Below are 19,067 nucleotides of genomic sequence, written 5' to 3' on the forward strand. Positions count from 1 at the left end.
GTGTTGAGTATTCCACCGAAGTACAGTGTTTCGATGGTGATAGGGTATTTGAAAGGCAAGTCGGCAATTCATATTCACCGTAAGGCCGAAGGGGTCAAGAAAGGTTTTATCGGTCGGCACTTTTGGTCACGTGGTTACTGTGCCAGCACTATCGGCCTGGATGAAGAAATGATCCGGGCGTATGTAAGAGATCAAGAACATCTGGACAAACAAGAGGAGTTGGACTTCACCCAAAACCCTTAGCCCCTTTTAGGGGCTTTCCTCAAGCCACCGGCTCTGCCGGTGGTCATGACTTTAATGAAGATTGCTTGGCGAGCCGTGTCTGAGCAGAACCTTGACCATGATGCCATCACAGGGTATATAACTATATTCACGCAAAAACAGGTAAAGGCAGGGTTGCTACGTAATGTCAAACAAAGAGCTGGCTAAGGGGTATGAACCCTATGAAGTAGAAAAGAAATGGTACGACGAGTGGCTTGGCAAGGGCTACTTTCATGCTGATGAAGCTTCCCCGCGTACACCGTACAGTATCGTCATCCCCCCCCCAAACGTAACCGGCGCTCTGCATATGGGGCATGCCCTCAACAATACCCTGCAGGATATCCTCTGCCGCTGGAAGCGGATGACCGGTCACAGCGTGCTCTGGATGCCCGGCACCGACCATGCCGGTATTGCCACCCAGAACGTGGTGGAGCGTCAATTAGCAGCAGAAGGCAAGGATCGTCACGATCTGGGGCGCGAGGCGTTTATTGAGCGGGTCTGGCAATGGAAGGCTGAGTCGGGCGGACAGATCATCGGTCAGCTGAAGCGGCTGGGTGCCTCCTGTGACTGGGAGCGTGAGCGTTTTACCATGGATGCCGGTCTGTCCAAGGCGGTCCGCACCGTGTTTGTCAAGCTGTACGAAGACGGGCTGATCTACCGTGATAACCGGTTGATCAACTGGTGTCCCCGCTGCCATACCGCTCTTTCTGATATCGAGGTTGAGCACGAAGAGAAGAAGGGGCATCTCTGGCATATCCGTTACCCGGTGGTTGGCCAGCCGGGCCGTTTTGTAACCGTTGCCACCACCCGTCCTGAGACCATGCTGGGTGATACTGCGGTGGCGGTCCATCCTGAAGATGAACGCTATGCTGACCTGCACGGCGCCAAGGTGCTGTTGCCGCTGGTGAACCGTGAGATTCCGGTGGTTGCGGATGAGTATGTGGACCGCGAGTTCGGCACCGGTGTGGTCAAGATTACCCCGGCCCATGACTTCAACGACTTTGAGGTGGGGGCACGTCACGGTCTGGACAAGATCAATGTCTTTGACGAGTCGGGTATCATCAATGCTGCCGGACATCAGTATGAAGGGCTGGATCGTTTTGCTGTCCGTACAAAGATTGTAGAGGATCTGGAGGCCGCCGGGCTGCTGGAAAAGATCGACGATCACGGTCTGTCTGTGGGAGGCTGCTATCGCTGCAAAACTGTGGTGGAGCCGTATCTGTCTCTGCAGTGGTATGTCAAGGTTGGCCCGCTGGCTGAGCGTGCCCTGCAGGCGGTCAAGGATGGTCGCACTCGGATTCTGCCCAAGCAGTGGGAAAATACCTATTACGACTGGATGGAGAACATCCGAGACTGGTGTATTTCGCGCCAGATCTGGTGGGGCCACCGGATTCCGGCCTGGTTCTGTGATCACTGCGGTCATATTACCGTGTCCATGGACGATCCAACTGCCTGTAGCCAGTGTGGAAGTGACGAGATACGTCAGGAAACCGATGTGCTGGATACCTGGTTCTCATCAGCGCTCTGGCCGTTTTCCACCATGGGCTGGCCAGACAAGACTCCTGAGCTGAAACAGTTCTATCCCACCGCTACCCTGGTAACCGGTTTTGATATCCTCTTCTTCTGGGTGGCCCGGATGATGATGATGGGGCTGCACTTTATGGATGAGGTGCCGTTCAAGGATGTCTATATCCATGCCCTGGTGCGGGATGCCCATGGTCAGAAGATGTCCAAATCAAAGGGCAACGTGATTGATCCGCTGACCGTGATCGATCAGTATGGCACCGATGCGTTCCGTTTTACCCTGGCTGCCTTTGCTGCCCAGGGCAGGGATATCAAGCTGGCTGAAGAGCGGATCTCCGGTTACCGTAACTTCTGTAACAAGGTCTGGAATGCAGCCCGTTTCACCATGATGAATCTGGAAGGGTTTGAACCGGATGCGCTGGTTTTTGAGGATTTGCGCCTGAGCGAGTCAGATGAGTGGATTCTGCATCGCCTGAATGAAACAGCCCGCGCAACCAATCAGGCATTGGAAGAGTACCGCTTTAACGAAGCAGCCATGACGCTGTACCAGTTTACCTGGAGCGAGTTCTGTGACTGGTATCTGGAGCTGTCAAAGCAGGAGCTGTACGGTGATGACCCGATACGTCGTCGCACCACCCAGTACGTGCTCTGGACCGTGCTGGAACACCTGCTGCGGTTGCTGCACCCGATCATGCCGTTTATCACGGAAGAGATCTGGCAGACCCTGCCCAAGGGGGATCGCTGCAGCCTGCGTGGTTCCGGTGGTGATTGGCAGCCTTCCATCATGTTGGCCCCTTATCCGCAGGCCCGTGAAGACTGGCAGTTTGAAGATGCGGCCAACCGGATGGAGCAGGTGATGGAGGTGATTTCTGCCATCCGTACTATCCGTGGCGAGATGGAAGTACCCCCATCCCGAGAAATAACGGTCATCCTTTCAACCGGCTCTCAGCATGCACAGGATCTGGCCTGTCTGTTTGAGTCAAAGATCAAAAGCATGGCCCGCGTGGGGCAGCTGACCATCGGGCGTGATTTGCCAAGGCCGGAAGATGCTTCTGTGCAGCCGGCAGGTGAGTTCCAGGTCTTTGTGCCGTTAAAAGGGTTGGTGGATGTGGCTGAAGAGGAGAAACGGCTACTGAAAGAGATCGGTAAGCTGGATAAAGAGATCGAGCAGTTCTCGAAAAAGCTTGAAAACCCCAGCTTTGTTGACCGTGCTCCGGCTGATATTGTTGCCAAGGAAAAGGCAAAGCTGGCTGATGTTACCGCAAAGAAGGCGGTACTGGAAGAAAGTCTGGAGAAGATTAAAAAGCTGAAATAGCCAGAGGAATAGTGATGGGTGAGCTGGAAAGAATACTGCGTGAAGGCGCCGCATTGCACGAAGCCGGGCGGTTTGATGATGCCCTGGCCCTGTACGATGACGCTGTAGGACGCTGGCCCACCCTGGCGCTGCTTTGGAACAACCGGGGTAATACCCTGCTTGAACTTGGGTTTCTGGATCAGGCAAGCAAAAGTTATCAGCAGGCCTTACAACTTGCCCCTTCTCTGCATGATAGCCGTGTGGCGTTGGCTACCTGTCTGCAGATGCAGGGAGAGGTACAGCAGGCCCTGGTTGAGTGCGCAAAGGTGCTAAAGGTTGCACCTGAACATGCTGAGGCCCATTGGAACTATGCCCTGTTGCTGCTGTTACAGGGGAACTATACTGCCGGTTTCAGAGAGTACGAGTGGCGCTGGAAAAAGCGCCGCTTTACCTCGCCACTACGGGAGTTCTCCCAGCCACGCTGGCATGGCGGTGACATTTCCGGCAAGACAATCCTGGTCTACGCGGAACAAGGATTTGGCGATACCCTGCAGTTCTGCCGTTATCTGCCGTTATTGGTAGCCCGCGGGGTAAAGGTGCTGTTTGAATGCCATCAACCGCTGGTTGCTCTTATGCAGAGTCTTGGCATCGGCATCTCCGTGCTGCCGTTTGGCCACCCCCTGCCGGACTTTGACTTCCATCTGCCTCTGCTTTCGCTGCCCTACATGCTTGGCAGCAGCCTTGAGACTATTCCTTGTCAGACGCCTTATCTTGCTGCCCCGGAACAGGTTTTACCTTTTTGGCAGAGCGTTATGCCGATCTGTACAGGCCACAAGGTAGGACTGTGCTGGGCAGGTAAATCATACCCTGATCCAGGTCGGCGCTGTCCGCCTGGCTTTCTGGCACCGTTATCCGACCTTCCGAATGTAACCTGGGTTTCTCTGCAGATAGCAGAAAAAGAGTTTCGGCAACCGTTTCCTCTGCTGGATCTGACCATGCTGGTGCAGGATTTCGCTGACACAGCAGCCCTGCTTGAGCAGCTTGATCTGGTGATAACCATTGATACGGCTGTGGCACATCTGGCCGGAGCGCTTGGCAAGCAGACCTGGCTGTTGCTGCCGTTTGCACCGGATTGGCGTTGGGGGTTGGAACGGAGTGATTGTCCCTGGTATCCGACCATCCGTCTTTTCAGACAGCAGGAAGCTGGTGACTGGAGCCAGGTGGTGGCAGAGGTTTCCTCAGGGTTGAACAGATTGATCTGCAGACATTAGTCAAACATGACCTGCGGATTCAGTTCTGCCGGTGTCTTCCAGTCAATGCTGTACTTCTGCAGTAATATCCGCTTCTTTGTCTCCCAGATCAGATGTACGAACCCCATGCTGCCACGCTGTGGATGGTTGGCAAGCGTCTCTTTGACCTCAGCATCAATCTTTCCAAATACCTCAGTATAACGCGGGTCATCCTCAACCGGGTCATAGTACAGGCCAGAGGCGCGCTTTTTCAGTACCGGTTGTGTCGCTTCACACAGCTGTTGGCACGCGTGCAGGCTGTCAAAAGGCACCACCGGGCCACAACCGTCGTAAAAATAGGCAACGCATTTCCCGCTGGCCTGATCAAATCTGAATTTTTCAATCATCGCCTTGCAACGGCCATTAACCGGTTTTTGACGACATTTTTTCGGTAGATCGTTGCCAAAGGCTAACGCTGTAAGACTGAGTAGGGTCAAGAGAATCAATAAGCTGCTAAGAATAAGGCGAACAAGGGACATGGCTGACCTCATTTCGTGTTGGTACCTGAACTATAACAGCATCAGATGAATCTGCAACACGAGCATGACACCGATCAGTTGTGTGGTAAAATAGAAATCAAGAATGTAAGTAGTGCCAGCTGTGAGGGAGAACTGTTTATGCGCATTGCAATGCTGGTTGTCTTTCTCTGCTGCACTCTGTTCAGCCTGGTGACAGCCTACTTGGTAATCAATGCAGGGCAGTCTGGTAGCGCAATTCTCTTTCTCTCCTTTGGACTCTTGTTTGGTTGCCTGACCGGTGCACTTCTACAAGGAATGCGACGAGAGAAAATTACTGCTGAGGCTGGCCCTGTAGAGATGAAAAGAGAACAGACGACCTTTGTCCCGCACTGGTTTGTGATGACTACTCTGTTGGTGACGGTTGTTATGGTGCTGGGCAGCATATTCTGGCGTGTCATACGGTGACGCCCGTGGCGCTACAGGCATTATCTTCTTGCTGACTGGCGAGGTGCTTTCAGAAGGGATTGTATTGGAGTACGGGCGAGAGTACACCTGAAAGAACTGGAAGAGGTAACGAGTATGCGATGTCGATCTCTGTTGGTCATTCTGGCGTTACTCTGTATTGGGGGGACACATGTCCTGGCAGCACCTGTTCAAAGATCGCAAGGAAACATGCGAGGCCTGCAGGTGCAGCCAAAGCCGGTGACAGACAATCGTCAGCGCGTGGCGCTAGTGGTCGGTAACAGCAGTTACACCTCATCCCCGCTTAAAAATCCTGCCAATGATGCCCGTGCCATGGCTGTCAGTTTACGGCGGCTGGGGTTTGTGGTGGACGAGCGCATCAACTTGAACTATCTGGAGCTAAACAAGAGTATTGAGGCCTTTGGGAAGAAGCTGAAAAGCGGCGGCATTGGGCTGTTCTACTACGCCGGCCACGGTATGCAGGTGCAGGGCAACAACTACCTGATTCCGGTAGATGCACAGATAGACGATGAGAATGAAGTTCGTTTCAAGGCGGTTGATGCCGGTCTGGTGCTGGCCAAGATGGAACAGGCGAGAAGCGATGTCAATATTGTCATCCTGGATGCCTGTCGAGATAACCCGTTCTCGCGTTCCTTCCGTTCAACTAGCCGCGGCCTGGCCAGTATGGATGCCCCCAGTGGCACCTTCATCGCCTATGCCACCGCGCCGGGCAAGACCGCTGCCGATGGTGGCGGCAGTAACGGTCTGTATACTGCTGAACTCATAAAAGTTCTGCAGACCCCAAGTCTCACGCTGGAGCAGGTGTTCAAACGAACTCTCAAAGCGGTGCGCGAGAAATCGGGTAACAAACAGACCCCCTGGATGGCCTCGAACCTGGAGGGGGAGTTCTACTTCGTGCCTCCTGCAGTCGTCAGTGATCCGAGGTCGTCATCCCTGCAATCAACGTTACCGCCTCCTCAGGTGGCGCAGCAACCGACGACCTTCTCAAACCCCCTCACCGACACCTTCACCGGTATGGAGTTTGTTTCTGTACCTGCAGGCTGTTTCACGGTAAACGGCGGACCGGTTTGTGTTGATGCCTTTAGCATCGGCAAGTTTGAAGTTACACAGAGCCAGTGGAAGAAGGTGATGGGTAACAACCCCTCACATTTTACCGAATGCGGTGACAGTTGTCCGGTAGAAGAGGTGAGCTGGCATGATGTTCAACAGTTTATTCAAAAGTTGAGTGCCCATACCGGTATGAACTATCGACTACCCACAGAGATAGAGTGGGTGTATGCCTGTAAAGCTGGCGGCAACCATGCATACTGTGGCAGCAACAACGTTAATGCAGTGGCATGGTATGGAGCTTACGGAGGCAGTAAGAAAGGTACCAGCAGAGAAACTACTAACCCTGTTGGTCAGAAACAAGCGAATGCTTGGGGGGTGTACGATATGTCTGGCAACGTCTGGGAATGGGTACACGACTGGTATGGGGATAGCTATCCGTCCAGTTCTAAAAACCCGCAAGGCCCATCATCAGGGACGCAGCGAGTGATTCGAGGTGGTAGCTGGTACTCGAATCTACCGTATCTGCACACATCGTTTCGTCAGTATGAGGCGCCCGAAAGCCGATTGAATTTTTTGGGATTGCGTTTGGTTGCTCCAGTTAAGTGAGCTATGGGCTGAGGAGTCAGTATGAACCCGGTTACCCATCTGCTGCTGGGCTGGACTGTTGCCAATGTCGATACCAGTCTGAACCGGAGAGAGCGTACCGTCATTACGCTGGCCGGTGTAGCGCCTGACCTTGATGGTCTTGGGCTGGTGGCTGAGGTGCTGACCCGTGGCAGCAAACATGAACTGCTTTGGTGGTCAAACTATCACCATACCGCCCTGCATAACATCAGCTTTGCTGTGCTGGTTGCCATTGTCGCCTTTCTGGTCACTGGTCGGCGTTGGCGGGTGGCCCTGCTGGCGTTTGCCAGTTTCCATATCCATCTGCTGGGTGATCTACTGGGGGCGCGGGGGCCTGAAAACGATCACTGGCCGATACCATATCTGACGCCGTTTTCAGACCGTTGGCAGTGGATCTGGGACGGCCAGTGGGAATTGAATGCCTGGCCCAACTTCGTGATCACCGGCGTGTTGCTGGCTTTGACGTTCTATTGGGCCTGGAAACGTGGCTATTCGCCGTTGGAGATGGTTTCCTGCCGGGCTGATCAGGCCTTTGTGCAGACACTTAGGGAGAGGTTTCCCATCAGGAGGTAACTGCATGACCAGTCGCGTTGTTATACCCGTTCTTTCCCTACTGTTGCTGGTCATCTTCTGTTCGCCCGGCTTTGCCGGTAAGAATGAGGCTGAAAACCTCTGGGAGGCGGGGAGTAAAGCTACTGAAACCAAGCGCTACCCGGATGCGATCAGGCTGTTTGAACGTTCACTTGCTCTATGTGGTAATGATGTTGACTGTCGCTGGGCCAACCTGAACGGCCTGGGGGTGGTCTATGATGCCCTTGATCAGAATGAACGTGCGCGCAGCTATTACGAACAGACCCTGCAGCTGAGCCGTCAGCGTAATAATCCGGATGATCTGACCAGTGATCTGCTGAATCTGGGCGCGCTGTTGTACAAGGGGTTGGAGCAGCATCAGCGGGCCTTGCCGTTGCTGGAAGAATCACTGACCCTGGCACGCAGGTCAGGTAAGCAGGAAGATATGGCGTTGCTGCTGTTTCATATCGGCACCGTCAAGACAACATTGGGGCGTTACCCTGAGGCGATCCGCGAGCTGCAGGAGTCGCTTGCCATCAACCGTCGTCTGAAAAACGATGCAGGGATTTCAAATGCTCTGGCAACCCTGGGCCAGGCCCATAATATGTCCGGCCAGTATAGCCAGGCTGTCGGATTTTATGATGAGGCGGTCGCTATCCAGCGTCGTGGCAAGCTGGATGAAGACCTTTGTTCAAGCCTAAACCGTAAAGGATTGAATGAGTTTGACCTGCGCAGGATTCCCAACGCCTTGACAACGTTTGATGAGGCATTGAGGCTTGCCAGACGCCTGGGGGATAAACGGCAGGAGGCGAATATCCTTAATAGCATCGGCGTGGTTCAAAAAAGTGCTGGACAGTATGAACAGGCTCGAAACTACTATCAGCAGACCTTGATCCTGGCCCGGCAGTTGGGGCGTAAAGGGATGCAGGCGGTGGCAAATAATAATATTGGGGATGTCTATGCCGCCCTGGGCCAGCAGGACAGGGCGCTGTCTTTTTATCAGGAGTCATTACGGATTAATCGGGAGATCGGCGCCCGGCAGGATATGGCGACCAATCTGAATAATATAGCCATGGTGTATTATCAAACCAAACGCTATGACGATGCAATCCGCTGGCATCAGCAGGCCCTTGAGCTGAAACGTAGTATTGGCAACAAACTAGACATCGCCTTGGGCTTGAGTAACCTTGCTGCAGCCTATCTGTTTAAGGGGGATCTTGGCACAGCGGAACAGCTGCTGGATGAGCGCAGGCGTCTGCAGATCAGTACGAGCGGGGTCCACCTGCGACATCCCGGTCTGGTGGAGGTCTACCTGCAGACCGGTCGCTATGATCAGGCTCTGTCGCTCTTGCAACAGCAACCGCCAGCAACTCTGGCAGGAGAGCAAGTGGTGGCTGAGCATGAGATGCAGACCGGTCGGGCCTTGATGGGGCGTGGCGAGTATGCCGGGGCAAGCCGACATCTGCTGAAATCCTACCAGTTGTTGGAGGAGTTGCGTTCCGCAGTCGGCGAGCGTGGCTCATTCCTGACCGCAGGAGGTGGTGGTGGACGGTTTCGCACCTATCGTGCCCTGACTGCCAGCGTTGTAGAGCAGGCCTTGCGTGGTGAGTCGATTGTGCCGGAGCTGCGGAACTATGGCGGCAATAATGCAGCTGCAGGCTTTTATTTTGCCGAGGCAAGCAAGGCCAGGACACTGATTGAGCGTGTGGCCGAGAGTGGGCGCAGTTCTGTGGCAGCGAGCGGTCTGCCGACTGCGCTGCGTGAAGAGGAACTGCAGCTCCGCCAGCAACTGGCTGCCCTGGATGCCGGTCGTGATCAGGCCGTGCGTGGCGGGGCAGCAGCTTATAGCCGGTATCAGCAGCAACGTCAGCCCCTGCGTCAGCAGCTTGATCGGTTGGCAACCCGCCTTCAGCGGGAGTATCCCCTGTATGCAGCCATCAACTACCCTCGTCCGATTGCGGCGGAACAGTTGCCATTGGCAGCCAATGAACTGCTGCTGGCCTATGCCCTGGGGGAGGATGCCAGCTACCTGTTTGTGGTCAGGAAAGGCGGTGTGCAACGGCTGGTGCGGATACCATTGAAGCGGACTGTGCTGGAAGAGAAGGTTAAGCGCTTTCTGGAACCGCTTACCAACCGCCATCAGCAGGATTTTTCCCAACAGCAGGCTGCTGAATTGTACCGGCTGCTGTTGTCTGAAGCTCTGTCCGATGCACGCCCCACAGATCGGCTGATCATTGTGCCGGATGGTATCCTTGGTACCCTGCCGTTTGAGATCCTGGCTATGCCTGGCACTGCCTCCATCAAAGAGGCCAGCTATCTGGGGGATCGCTATGCGGTCTCCTACTATCAGTCTGCCAGTCTGTTGGCGCTGAAACGGACCCTGCCGGCTGGGCAGCCGACCCGAACCCTGTTTGCCCTTGGAAATCCTGACTTTGGGACAACATCGGGAAGCCAGCAAGGCTTCCGTGGCCTATCAATAGTGCCGAAGCAGTACGGACAGCAAATCTTGTTTCCTTCTCTGCCTGAGACCGAGACCGAGGTGCGCAGGATTGCAGCCTTGCTGGGTACGGCGGTTCAACCGCCTGACATCCTGCTGGGACAGCAGGCCACAGAGGCGATGCTGAAACAATCGCCGCTGGGGGAGTACCGTTACCTGCACTTTGCCACCCATGCCTCGCTACCGGGCATGATTCAGGAGGTGAATGAGCCGTTCATCCTGCTGAGCCAACGGGACAAGCGGAGCGGAAGCGATGGCTTCCTTACCCTGAGTGAGGTGCTTGATCTGAAGCTGAATGCTGAAATGGTGATGCTATCTGCCTGTGTGACTGGAGTAGGTAAAGAGGTGGAAGGAGAAGGTGTGGCCAATTTTGCCCGGGCCTTCCAGTCGGCCGGTGCGGGCAGTGTGGTGGTCAGCCTGTGGGAAGTGGCCTCGGAACCGGCGGTGGAGTATGTGGCGCTCTTTTACAGCTATCTCAAGCAGGGCAAGCCCCACGCTCAGGCACTGAAGCTGGCACGTGAGCAGATGCGCAAGAAGTATCCCAACCCGTTTTACTGGGGTGTGTTTGTGCTGCACGGAGAAGGGTAAGTCATTATGCTCAGGTTAAGCTGAGTACCTTTTTCATCTCCTTAATCAGCACATCAACCTCCATCGGCTTGGGAACATAGCCGTCAAATCCTGAATTAAGTAGCTGTTTCTTTTCCTCCTGCAGGGCGTGGGCTGTCAGGGCGATAATCGGTATGTGCTTCTCTGCGTTGCCTTCTTCTTTCCTGATGGTTTCAGTTGCGGCAATGCCATTCAACAGTGGCATCTGGATATCCATCAGGATCAGATCAAAACTCTTTTCCCGCCAAAGCTGCAGCGCTTCTTTGCCATTGTTGGTACTGGTGACCTGATGTCCCATCCGCTCCAGGATGGTGACCGCAAACTTCTGGTTGATAGCGTTGTCTTCTGCCAGAAGGATCTGTAATGCCGGGCCTTCCCATTGTGAAGAGAGGGTGTCACGTTCTTCCTCTGCATCGAATGCAGCGGTTCTCCGTGCAACAATAAACGGCAGGGCCAGATAAAAAGTGCTACCGGTCCCAACGGTGCTTTCGGCCCAGATTCTTCCGCCCATCAGTTCGACCAAGCGTCTGCTGATAGAAACTCCCAACCCTTTTGCACCCAGTGGCCTGTCTATAGTTTTTTTCTTCTGCTGGAACGGCTTAAAGAGTTTGGCCAGTTCTTCAGCGTCAATACCGGTACCGGTATCGCTGATACTGAGTTGTAGCAGGACCTGGTCGTCATGTTGCTCCATTATGCCAACGGTAATTCGAACGGTTCCTTTGGCTGTGTACTTAATGGCATTGCCCAGCAGGTTGAGGATGACCTGTTTGGTGTGTAGCTGATCCCCCCTGAGGGAGTCTGGAACCGTGTGGGGGATGTCGATCAGCAGATCCAGGCCTTTGAGGTGAAGGTCTGAATGTTGGGTCTTGATGATGTTGTTGATGGTGCCGCGCAGACTAAAGTCAACCTCTTCCAGTTCAACCTGACCATCTTCAATCTTGGAGAAGTCAATAATATCGTTAATCAGATACATCAGGCTTTTGGCAGAGGTCTCAAGGCAATCAAGATACTCTTTTTGAGTGTTGTCCAGCGGTGTGGTGCGCAGAAGTTGAGCCATACCGATTACCCCGTTCATCGGGGTACGGATCTCGTGGCTCATGTTGGTTAAAAACTCGTTCCGTGCTACACGGGCCTGTTCTGACGAACTGGTGGCCAGGCGTGCGGGTTTTTTGCTGTTTCTGCGGGCAGGCGCCATAACAATATCCAATGTGGTACAAGTAGTGACTACGGTTTTAAGCATACCATGCTCTACACCATAGGCAAGCGGTCTGAACGGAATTGCCTGAAAACAGAAAAGGGACACCGGTATGGTATCCCCTTTTCTGTTACGTCATATACGGCTGTTTATCCCTGCAGGCCGAACTCTTCGTGGAGAACCCGTACAGCCAGTTCGGTGTATTTCTCGTCAATCACCACAGAAACCTTGATTTCAGAGGTGGAGATCATGCCGATGTTGATGTTGTTCTTGGCCAGCACAGCAAACATACGGGTGGCAACACCGGCATGGCTGCGCATACCCAGGCCGACGATGGAGATCTTGCTGATGTTTTCATCAGCCTGAACCTCTTTAGCCTGAATCTCTTTGGCTGCTTCGTTGGTGATCAGCAGGGCCTGTTTCAGGTCGGCCTTGGTGACGGTGAAGGTGAAGTCGGTCAGGCCGTCATGGCTGACGTTTTGAACGATCATGTCGACTGAAATAGCCGCATCGGAAAGCGGGGTGAGCAATTTTGCTGCAATGCCGGGCTTGTCAGGCACTCCCAGTACGGCAATCTTGGCTTCATTCTTGTCGTACGCAACTCCGGAAACGAGAATCCCTTCCATATCCTTATCCTCCCTGGTAACCATGGTACCGGTGTTTTCATTCAGGCTAGAGCGGACATGAATGTCCACATTAAATTTCTTGGCAAACTCAACCGAGCGGATCTGCAGCACCTTTGCACCAAGGCTGGCCAGTTCCAGCATCTCGTCGTAGGAGACCTTTTCCACCTTGCGGGCCTCTTTACAGACGTTGGGGTCAGTGGTGTAGACGCCGTCTACGTCGGTGTAGATCTCGCAGACATCAGCCTTGAGGGCAGCAGCAAGGGCAACGGCAGAGGTGTCTGAGCCGCCGCGACCAAGGGTGGTCAGGTTGCCGTCTTTGTCCATACCCTGGAAGCCAGCCACCACCACAATGTTGCCAGCCTTCAGATCGGCACGCACCTTGGTGTCGTCAATGCTTTCAATCCGGGCCTTGGAAAAGGTGCTGTCGGTGATGATCGGTACCTGCCAGCCCATGTATGACTTGGCTTTGTACCCCAGGGATTTCAGGTACATTGACAACAGGCCGATGGTGACCTGCTCGCCGGTTGCAACCACCACGTCATACTCACGGTTGTCAGGGATATCCATCATCTCATTGGCCAGGGCCACCAGCTTGTTGGTCTCCCCTGACATGGCAGAAACAACTACCACTACCTCGTTACCCGCCTCGTAGGTCTTGATGATCCGCTTGGCGACGTTCTTGATTCGGTCTGTGGTGCCGACCGAGGTCCCTCCATATTTCTGGACTACCAGTGCCATACTGTTACTCCTTCACAGAACAGATCAAAGATGAAAGGGCTATTAAATATCAGAACAGTGTTCCTCAGACAAGGACTTTTTACAAAAATCACCAGTAGTGGCCAGCTGTTCAACCATTTTTATACCCCGACAGCCGTGGGGGGAAAAGGTGATGCAACGCCGGGTCTCATCAGAATATTCAAACAACACCTCAAGACGGTCATCCGGCAGAATGGCTGCTATCCGTTCCGGCCATTCAATCAGGCAGACGGCATTTCCGGAAAGTTGTTCTTCAAACCCCAATTCCACGGCATCGTCACTGCCACGTAGACGATAACAGTCATAGTGCAGCACCGCTGGTTGCCCCGGATACTCGTTGAGGATGGCAAAGGTGGGGGAGGCCACCAGATCTTTACTGGCTGGGGCCAGTGTGGCAACTACGCCCCGCACGAAACAGGTCTTGCCGCCCCCCAGTTCGCCGGACAAGGTCACCACGTCACCTGGCTCAAGCAGCGTGCCCAGCCTGTTTCCCACCGCCTCGGTCTGTTCGGGAGAGTCGGTTTCAATGACCAGTGAGGTGACAGGATGGGTCATGATTTTTCCTACACCAGCAGGGTACGGATGATGTCGATACGGGCTACAATCCCCACCAGCTTGCCGTTGTCCAGTACCGGTAAGGCATTGGTGTGGTGGGCGCTCATCAGGTCAGCCGCCTCACTAAGCGATGCGGTTGGTGCTATGGAGACCGCTTCCGGCTGATAGATATCGGCAACGGTTCTGCCCCCCATCTTCTTCAGCTCTTTTTCCAGGGTCTTTTCTGACTCAAGGTAGATTACCCAGTCAAACAGGCTGATTACTGTTGGCAGGTGTACGCTTTTGCTCTGCTCCACTAGATCGGATTCAGTCACAATACCGAGCAGTGCCCCGGAGGCATCAACCACCGGTAATGAACTGATCCGGTGAGTGACAAACAGTTCGGCAAGGTCACGGATGGTGGTTTCAGTACCTACGGTGAACAGTTCTTTGGTCATGATCTCGGCAACAGTTTTCATGGGTCGCTCCTTGGATTAAGCGGGTTGATGATAGTTTGCAGGAAGGTTCAGGAGCCGGTTTAATGCCAGCGGAATACGCTTTATGAGGTCAGTGGCGGTCATGCCTATTTCACCCTGTTCCATAGCCACCAGATCACCGGCCAGGCCATGGATGAAGACCCCCAGGCGGCAGGCGTTCCAGGTTGAGTAGCCTTGCCCCAGTAACGAGACAATGATGCCGGTCAGTACATCCCCCATGCCGCCGCTTGCCATGCCGGGGTTGCCACTGCCGTTAATGGCAGCCATGCCGTTTGGAGCGGCAATAATGGTACGGGCCCCTTTCAGAACCACATAGACCCCGTAGGTGCGGGCAAATTCCTGGGCAACCGAGATCCTGATGGCGGCCACGTCAGGGATTGCTGAACCCAGCAGACGGGACATCTCGCCAGGGTGGGGGGTCAGGACGATGTTTTGTGAACGGCGACGATGCAGGATCGAGGTGTCTTCGGCCAGGGCGTTCAGGCCGTCGGCATCAATGACCATTGGAATGGATACGGTTTCAATCAGGGTCTGCACCACAGTAACGCTGGCAGGGCGGCGATCAATGCCAGGGCCGATGGCAAGGGCATCCTTGCCGGATAAATGCTTTTCAAGGGCCACAAGGGAGTGAATGGTCAGGTGTCCACTACCGGCATCAGGTAGCGGCAAAGTCATCGCCTCGGTGGTCTTCATTTCAAGGATCTGATTGAGGCTTTCCGGTACTGCCAGGGTAACCAGTCCGGAGCCGGTCCGAACCGCGCTGTTTGCAGCCAGGGCTGCTGCTCCGGTCTTGCCGGTTGATCCGGCAATAATCAGGCAGTGGCCATAGGTCCCTTTGTGGGCCTGACGGTCACGTCGCTTGACCAGCGGGGCCATCAGTTTTTCATTCAGAAAGTCGTAGCCAACCGCTTCGTCCATCAGTAGTGGCGGGATACCGATATCCACAATAACCAGTCTGCCCACATGCTCGGCAGCGGGGTAGAGTACATGACCCAGTTTGGCCACTCCAAAGGTAACGGTCATGTTGGCATGCACGGTTTGGCCCAGAATCCGGCCGGTGGTGCCATGAATGCCGGTGGGAATATCTACGGCCACTACTTTGCCCGGCGCACTGTTAATCAATTCAACCGCTTCCAGATAGACCCCGGTCAGGTCGCTGCGCAGACCGGTTCCCAGCAGGGCATCCACCAACACGTCGGCCTGCTGGAGGTCGTCGGCATGTTTCTCCGTCAGCTCCCCTTCGCCGGGACAAAAACTTACGATCTCTTCCGGCAGCCGTACCAGGTTGGTCTCGGCATCACCACTGATGCTGTCCCGGTCAGCCAGCACAATGACCAGCACCTGCCACTCTTTTTCCAGCAGGTAGCGGGCAATCACATAACCGTCGCCGCCATTGTTACCTTTGCCGGAGAGAATCACGACCCGTTTACTCTTCCGGGTGCCATAGGCCGCCAGGATATGATCGGCACAGCCACGACCGGCCTGTTCCATCAGGTCGCGACTGGGGATCCCGAATTCTTTAATGGCGCGGCGATCAAGCTCCTGCATGGTATGGGCGGTAACGATCTTCATGGCGTCTCCAGTATAACCTGAGCAACCGCATGACCACCATCATGGGACAGTGACAGGTGTGCTGTTGCAGTACCACGTTCCAAAAACAGCTGAAGGGCGCGACCAGACAGTTTTAGGGATGGCTTGCCCAACAGATCATTGATTACTTCAATCTCGGTCCAGCAGATGCCATCACGCAGGCCGGTCCCCATCGCCTTGACAAACGCCTCTTTTGCGGCAAAACGGGCAGCCAGACAGGAGGCTGCCTGTTTCCTGGGGCGGCAGTACTCCTGTTCAGCAGGGGCAAAGAGCCGGTTCAGCAAGGCCTGGTTGCCTTCATTCAGAAAACGCTGAAAACGTGCGATTTCCACCGTGTCTATACCGATGCCCAGGATCATGGCTGACGGATCAGTGCCACCATCTCACGCACAGCCCGGTCAAGGCCCACCAACATGGCGCGGGAGATAATGCTGTGGCCGATATTAAACTCTTCAATACCGGCTAGTCTGGTCAGGGGGATGATGTTGACGTAATTCAGCCCATGTCCGGCATGGACCGTTAATCCCAGTTCATTACCCAGTCTGATCGCCTCACGGATCGCAGCCAGCTCATGGTGCCGGGACTGTTCATCACGGGCCTCGGCATACCGGCCGGTGTGGATCTCGATCGCATCAGCGCCGCTTTCCTTTGAGGCCCTGATCTGTTCTGCGGTTGGATCAACAAACAGGCTGACTACAATCCCTGCCTCGTGCAGCCTAGTGGTTGCCTTGGTGATGGCGGCCAGGTTGCCAAGCACATCCAGTCCGCCTTCGGTGGTCAGTTCCTGACGTTTTTCCGGTACCAGGGTACACTGTTCCGGCTTGATCCGGCAGGCGATCCCCACCATCTCATCGGTGGCGGCCATTTCAAGGTTCAGCTTGGTTTTGACGGTCCTGCGCAGGATCTCAAGGTCACGATCCTGGATATGGCGGCGGTCTTCCCGCAGGTGGATCGTGATTCCTTCAGCACCGGCCAGCTCACCCATGGCTGCAGCGGTGACCGGGTCCGGTTCCGTGCCGCCCCGTGCCTGCCGTACCGTGGCGATATGATCAACATTCAGGCCCAACTTTGCCATGCTACTTCTCTCCTATCTGTTGCTTGACCAGATCAGCAATCTCGTTGGCCCATCCGGTAATTTCGTATTTGTCCTGACCTTCCAGCATGATCCGCAGCAGTGGCTCAGTACCGGAATAACGGATCAAAACCCGGCCTTCGTTGCCCAGCTTTTCCTCAACCCCTTTAATGGCAGCAGCAACGGTGGGGATGGTCATAATATCCTGGCGTTCCCTGACCCGTACGTTGACCAGCACCTGGGGCAGGGGGATCATCACCTCTGCCAGTTCAGAGAGCGGTTTTTCCTGACGGCGCATGACCGCCAGCAGTTGCAGGGCAGCCAGTACCCCGTCACCGGTTGTGTTGTTGTCCAGAAAGATCAGGTGGCCGGACTGCTCGCCCCCAAGATTATACCCCCCTTTACGCATTTCCTCCACCACATAGCGATCACCTACGGCGGTCTTGATGATCTTGCCACCAACCTTGCGCAGGGCGATGTCCAGGCCCATGTTGCTCATGACCGTGGCCACCAGGGTCTTCTTTTTCAGCTGTTTGCGGGCGATCATGTCGGTGGCGCAGATCGCCATGATCTGATCACCATTGACCTCATTGCCAAACTCATCACAGACGATTACCCGGTCAGCATCACCGTCCAGGGCAATGCCGATATCAGCCCGGTGCTGTTTAACCGCCTCGCTGATCACCTCCGGGTGTAGTGACCCGCAACCGGCGTTGATGTTGGTGCCGTTTGGCTTGACCCCCAGCGGGATAACCTCGGCCCCCAGTTCTTCAAATACTGCCGGTGCAACCTTGTAGGCAGCACCATTACCGCAGTCCAGCACAATCTTCAGGCCTGTCAGATCCAGCTCAGGAGGGAAACTGTTTTTAAGAAACACGATGTAACGCCCGGCAGCATCATCAATCCTGAACGCCTTGCCTACTTCTGTGGCAGTGGGGCGTAGCGCCTCGATCTTCTTGGAATCAAGTAGCTTTTCCATCTTCAGCTCAATTTCGTCCGGCAGTTTGTAGCCATCTGCAGAGAAGAACTTGATCCCGTTGTCCTGAAACGGGTTATGGGAGGCAGAGATCACCACACCGGCATCAGCCCGCATGGACTTGGTGATGTTGGCAATCCCTGGGGTCGGCAGTGGTCCCACCAGCAGCACATCCACCCCCATGGAGCAGATCCCTGCCACCAGGGCACTTTCCAGCATGTAGCCGGAAAGACGGGTGTCCTTGCCGATCACGATCCGGTGGCGTCGTCTGCTGTTGCTCTTAAAGATATAGGCAGCGGCCCGCCCCAGTTGCATGGCGGTTTCGGTGGTCATGGGGTGGATATTGGCAACGCCGCGAACGCCGTCGGTGCCGAACAGTTTTTTCATGGGGATATGCTCCTTTAGGGTGCCTCAGCCATGGTGTGCCATGGCCTTTTTTAATAGTTTTTTCAGGTCTGTCATGTCGATATCATAGGTAATCTTGCTGTCATGGACCGCCGAGATCTTGCCGGTCTCTTCGGAAACAACCAGTATCAGGGCGTCAGATAATTCCGAGAGCCCCAGGGCTGCCCGGTGGCGGGTGCCAAAGCTCTTGGAAATATCAGGGTTGTGGGAGAGGGGCAGCAGGCAGCCGGCCCTGGTGATCTTGCTCTGGTGCAGGATTACCGCGCCATCGTGGATCGGCGAGTAGGGCAGAAAGATTGAGTTGAGCAGCTCACTGGTTACCTTGGCATCAATGTCGGTTCCCACCTGAATCAGGTGTTCAATCGGCTGCAGTCTGACCACCACAATCAGGGCGCCGATCTGGCGGCTGGCCATATCGGACAAAGCCCTTAAAACTTCGTCCACCGCCCCATCATCGGCCGGTTGCTCAGTGGTTTGATGCTGACGTTTGCCCAGCATCAGCAGGGCGCGGCGCAGATCATTCTGGAAGATGATCGCCAGCACAACCGGCGTGGAGAGGATAATCACGTCAATGACACGGATAAGGGGAGCAAAGCGACTCAGGCGGGCAATCAGGGAAAAAGCCACCAGTATCCCCATCACCCCCAGCAGGCGCAGGGCAACGTCACGCCGGATCAGCAGGGAGAAGAGATAGATCAGGGCAGCCAGGATAATGCTGTCGCTGATACCGGTCAGGTCGATGGGGCAGCTCATGAGTCGT

17 protein-coding genes are annotated in these 19,067 nt (G+C 54.9%); 7 read left to right on the forward strand and 10 right to left on the reverse strand.

The window, feature by feature from the left end:
- The 3 genes from tnpA to B5D39_RS07525 all read left to right on the forward strand — a co-directional run.
- Window positions 1-243 (forward strand): IS200/IS605 family transposase (gene tnpA / locus B5D39_RS07515; RefSeq protein WP_208610559.1); only part of this gene is annotated, 243 nt, incomplete at its 5' end.
- 163 nt (window positions 244-406) lie between these two features.
- Window positions 407-3,100 carry a valine--tRNA ligase gene (locus B5D39_RS07520; RefSeq protein WP_078789851.1) on the forward strand — a complete coding sequence of 898 codons (2,694 nt, stop codon included), beginning with the start codon at window positions 407-409 and terminating at the stop codon, window positions 3,098-3,100.
- A gap of 14 nt (window positions 3,101-3,114) precedes the next feature.
- Window positions 3,115-4,350, forward strand: coding sequence for a tetratricopeptide repeat protein (locus tag B5D39_RS07525; RefSeq protein ID WP_078789852.1), 1,236 nt, complete (start codon window positions 3,115-3,117; stop codon window positions 4,348-4,350).
- On the opposite strand, the gene B5D39_RS07530 is transcribed toward B5D39_RS07525, so the two are convergent.
- Window positions 4,347-4,847, reverse strand: coding sequence for a BPTI/Kunitz domain-containing protein (locus tag B5D39_RS07530; RefSeq protein ID WP_078789853.1), 501 nt, complete (start codon window positions 4,845-4,847; stop codon window positions 4,347-4,349). The two genes, B5D39_RS07525 and B5D39_RS07530, sit on opposite strands and share 4 nt — an antisense overlap.
- A 45-nt stretch (window positions 4,848-4,892) precedes the next feature.
- Here B5D39_RS07530 and B5D39_RS07535 point away from each other — a divergent pair, with 45 nt between their 5' ends.
- From B5D39_RS07535 to B5D39_RS07550, 4 genes are all read left to right on the forward strand, one after another.
- A complete protein-coding gene (locus B5D39_RS07535) occupies window positions 4,893-5,291 on the forward strand; it encodes a hypothetical protein (RefSeq protein ID WP_078789854.1) in 399 nt (132 codons plus the stop codon).
- Window positions 5,292-5,498: 207 nt separating this feature from the next.
- Window positions 5,499-6,965, forward strand: coding sequence for a caspase family protein (locus B5D39_RS17010; RefSeq protein ID WP_208610560.1), 1,467 nt, complete (start codon window positions 5,499-5,501; stop codon window positions 6,963-6,965).
- A 21-nt stretch (window positions 6,966-6,986) separates the two neighbouring features.
- Window positions 6,987-7,556, forward strand: a complete 570-nt coding sequence (locus B5D39_RS07545; RefSeq protein ID WP_078789855.1) for a metal-dependent hydrolase — start codon at window positions 6,987-6,989, stop codon at window positions 7,554-7,556.
- Window positions 7,557-7,560: 4 nt separating this feature from the next.
- The gene (locus tag B5D39_RS07550; RefSeq protein WP_078789856.1) at window positions 7,561-10,638 is read left to right on the forward strand and encodes a CHAT domain-containing protein; all 3,078 of its coding nucleotides are present in this window, start codon (window positions 7,561-7,563) and stop codon (window positions 10,636-10,638) included.
- Window positions 10,639-10,648: 10 nt separating this feature from the next.
- Here B5D39_RS07550 and B5D39_RS07555 read toward each other — a convergent pair whose 3' ends face one another.
- Genes B5D39_RS07555 through cdaA form a run of 9 tightly spaced genes read right to left on the reverse strand, consistent with a single transcriptional unit; the run spans window position 10,649 to window position 19,060 of the window.
- Window positions 10,649-11,959, reverse strand: coding sequence for an ATP-binding protein (locus B5D39_RS07555; RefSeq protein ID WP_078789857.1), 1,311 nt, complete (start codon window positions 11,957-11,959; stop codon window positions 10,649-10,651).
- 41 nt (window positions 11,960-12,000) lie between these two features.
- Complete coding sequence (locus B5D39_RS07560; protein ID WP_078789858.1) at window positions 12,001-13,215, reverse strand: aspartate kinase; 1,215 nt, start codon at window positions 13,213-13,215, stop codon at window positions 12,001-12,003.
- A gap of 42 nt (window positions 13,216-13,257) precedes the next feature.
- Window positions 13,258-13,788, reverse strand: coding sequence for a tRNA (adenosine(37)-N6)-threonylcarbamoyltransferase complex ATPase subunit type 1 TsaE (tsaE, locus tag B5D39_RS07565; RefSeq protein WP_078789859.1), 531 nt, complete (start codon window positions 13,786-13,788; stop codon window positions 13,258-13,260).
- Window positions 13,789-13,796: 8 nt separating this feature from the next.
- Window positions 13,797-14,246: a CBS domain-containing protein gene (locus B5D39_RS07570; protein ID WP_078789860.1), complete on the reverse strand. Its 450-nt coding sequence runs from the start codon at window positions 14,244-14,246 to the stop codon at window positions 13,797-13,799.
- Window positions 14,247-14,261: 15 nt separating this feature from the next.
- Window positions 14,262-15,836 (reverse strand): NAD(P)H-hydrate dehydratase, encoded by a 1,575-nt coding sequence (locus B5D39_RS07575; RefSeq protein ID WP_078789861.1) that lies wholly within the window; start codon window positions 15,834-15,836, stop codon window positions 14,262-14,264.
- On the reverse strand, window positions 15,833-16,213 hold the full coding sequence (locus tag B5D39_RS07580) for a holo-[acyl-carrier-protein] synthase (protein ID WP_078789862.1): 381 nt from the start codon (window positions 16,211-16,213) through the stop codon (window positions 15,833-15,835). The genes B5D39_RS07575 and B5D39_RS07580 overlap by 4 nt, the downstream gene beginning before the upstream one ends.
- The gene (locus B5D39_RS07585; RefSeq protein WP_078789863.1) at window positions 16,210-16,929 is read right to left on the reverse strand and encodes a pyridoxine 5'-phosphate synthase; all 720 of its coding nucleotides are present in this window, start codon (window positions 16,927-16,929) and stop codon (window positions 16,210-16,212) included. Before B5D39_RS07585 ends, B5D39_RS07580 begins: the two co-directional genes overlap by 4 nt.
- Window position 16,930: 1 nt before the next feature.
- A complete protein-coding gene (glmM, locus tag B5D39_RS07590; protein WP_078789864.1) occupies window positions 16,931-18,289 on the reverse strand; it encodes a phosphoglucosamine mutase in 1,359 nt (452 codons plus the stop codon).
- A 24-nt stretch (window positions 18,290-18,313) separates the two neighbouring features.
- Window positions 18,314-19,060 (reverse strand): diadenylate cyclase CdaA, encoded by a 747-nt coding sequence (cdaA, locus tag B5D39_RS07595; RefSeq protein WP_078789865.1) that lies wholly within the window; start codon window positions 19,058-19,060, stop codon window positions 18,314-18,316.
- Between the last annotated feature and the right edge of the window lie 7 nt (window positions 19,061-19,067).

The organism is Trichlorobacter thiogenes, from assembly GCF_900167465.1.
GTDB lineage: Bacteria > Desulfobacterota > Desulfuromonadia > Geobacterales > Pseudopelobacteraceae > Trichlorobacter > Trichlorobacter thiogenes.

Coding starts and splice junctions, on each gene's coding strand:
- B5D39_RS07585 (WP_078789863.1), bottom strand. CDS start 16,929: ATGGCAAAGTTGGGCCTGAATGTTGATCATATCGCCACGGTACGGCAG.
- glmM (WP_078789864.1), bottom strand. CDS start 18,289: ATGAAAAAACTGTTCGGCACCGACGGCGTTCGCGGCGTTGCCAATATC.
- B5D39_RS07535 (WP_078789854.1), top strand. CDS start 4,893: ATGAATCTGCAACACGAGCATGACACCGATCAGTTGTGTGGTAAAATA.
- B5D39_RS07550 (WP_078789856.1), top strand. CDS start 7,561: ATGACCAGTCGCGTTGTTATACCCGTTCTTTCCCTACTGTTGCTGGTC.
- B5D39_RS07580 (WP_078789862.1), bottom strand. CDS start 16,213: ATGATCCTGGGCATCGGTATAGACACGGTGGAAATCGCACGTTTTCAG.
- cdaA (WP_078789865.1), bottom strand. CDS start 19,060: ATGAGCTGCCCCATCGACCTGACCGGTATCAGCGACAGCATTATCCTG.
- B5D39_RS07570 (WP_078789860.1), bottom strand. CDS start 14,246: ATGAAAACTGTTGCCGAGATCATGACCAAAGAACTGTTCACCGTAGGT.
- B5D39_RS07545 (WP_078789855.1), top strand. CDS start 6,987: ATGAACCCGGTTACCCATCTGCTGCTGGGCTGGACTGTTGCCAATGTC.
- B5D39_RS07575 (WP_078789861.1), bottom strand. CDS start 15,836: ATGAAGATCGTTACCGCCCATACCATGCAGGAGCTTGATCGCCGCGCC.
- B5D39_RS07530 (WP_078789853.1), bottom strand. CDS start 4,847: ATGTCCCTTGTTCGCCTTATTCTTAGCAGCTTATTGATTCTCTTGACC.
- B5D39_RS17010 (WP_208610560.1), top strand. CDS start 5,499: ATGCGAGGCCTGCAGGTGCAGCCAAAGCCGGTGACAGACAATCGTCAG.
- B5D39_RS07560 (WP_078789858.1), bottom strand. CDS start 13,215: ATGGCACTGGTAGTCCAGAAATATGGAGGGACCTCGGTCGGCACCACA.
- B5D39_RS07525 (WP_078789852.1), top strand. CDS start 3,115: ATGGGTGAGCTGGAAAGAATACTGCGTGAAGGCGCCGCATTGCACGAA.
- tsaE (WP_078789859.1), bottom strand. CDS start 13,788: ATGACCCATCCTGTCACCTCACTGGTCATTGAAACCGACTCTCCCGAA.
- B5D39_RS07520 (WP_078789851.1), top strand. CDS start 407: ATGTCAAACAAAGAGCTGGCTAAGGGGTATGAACCCTATGAAGTAGAA.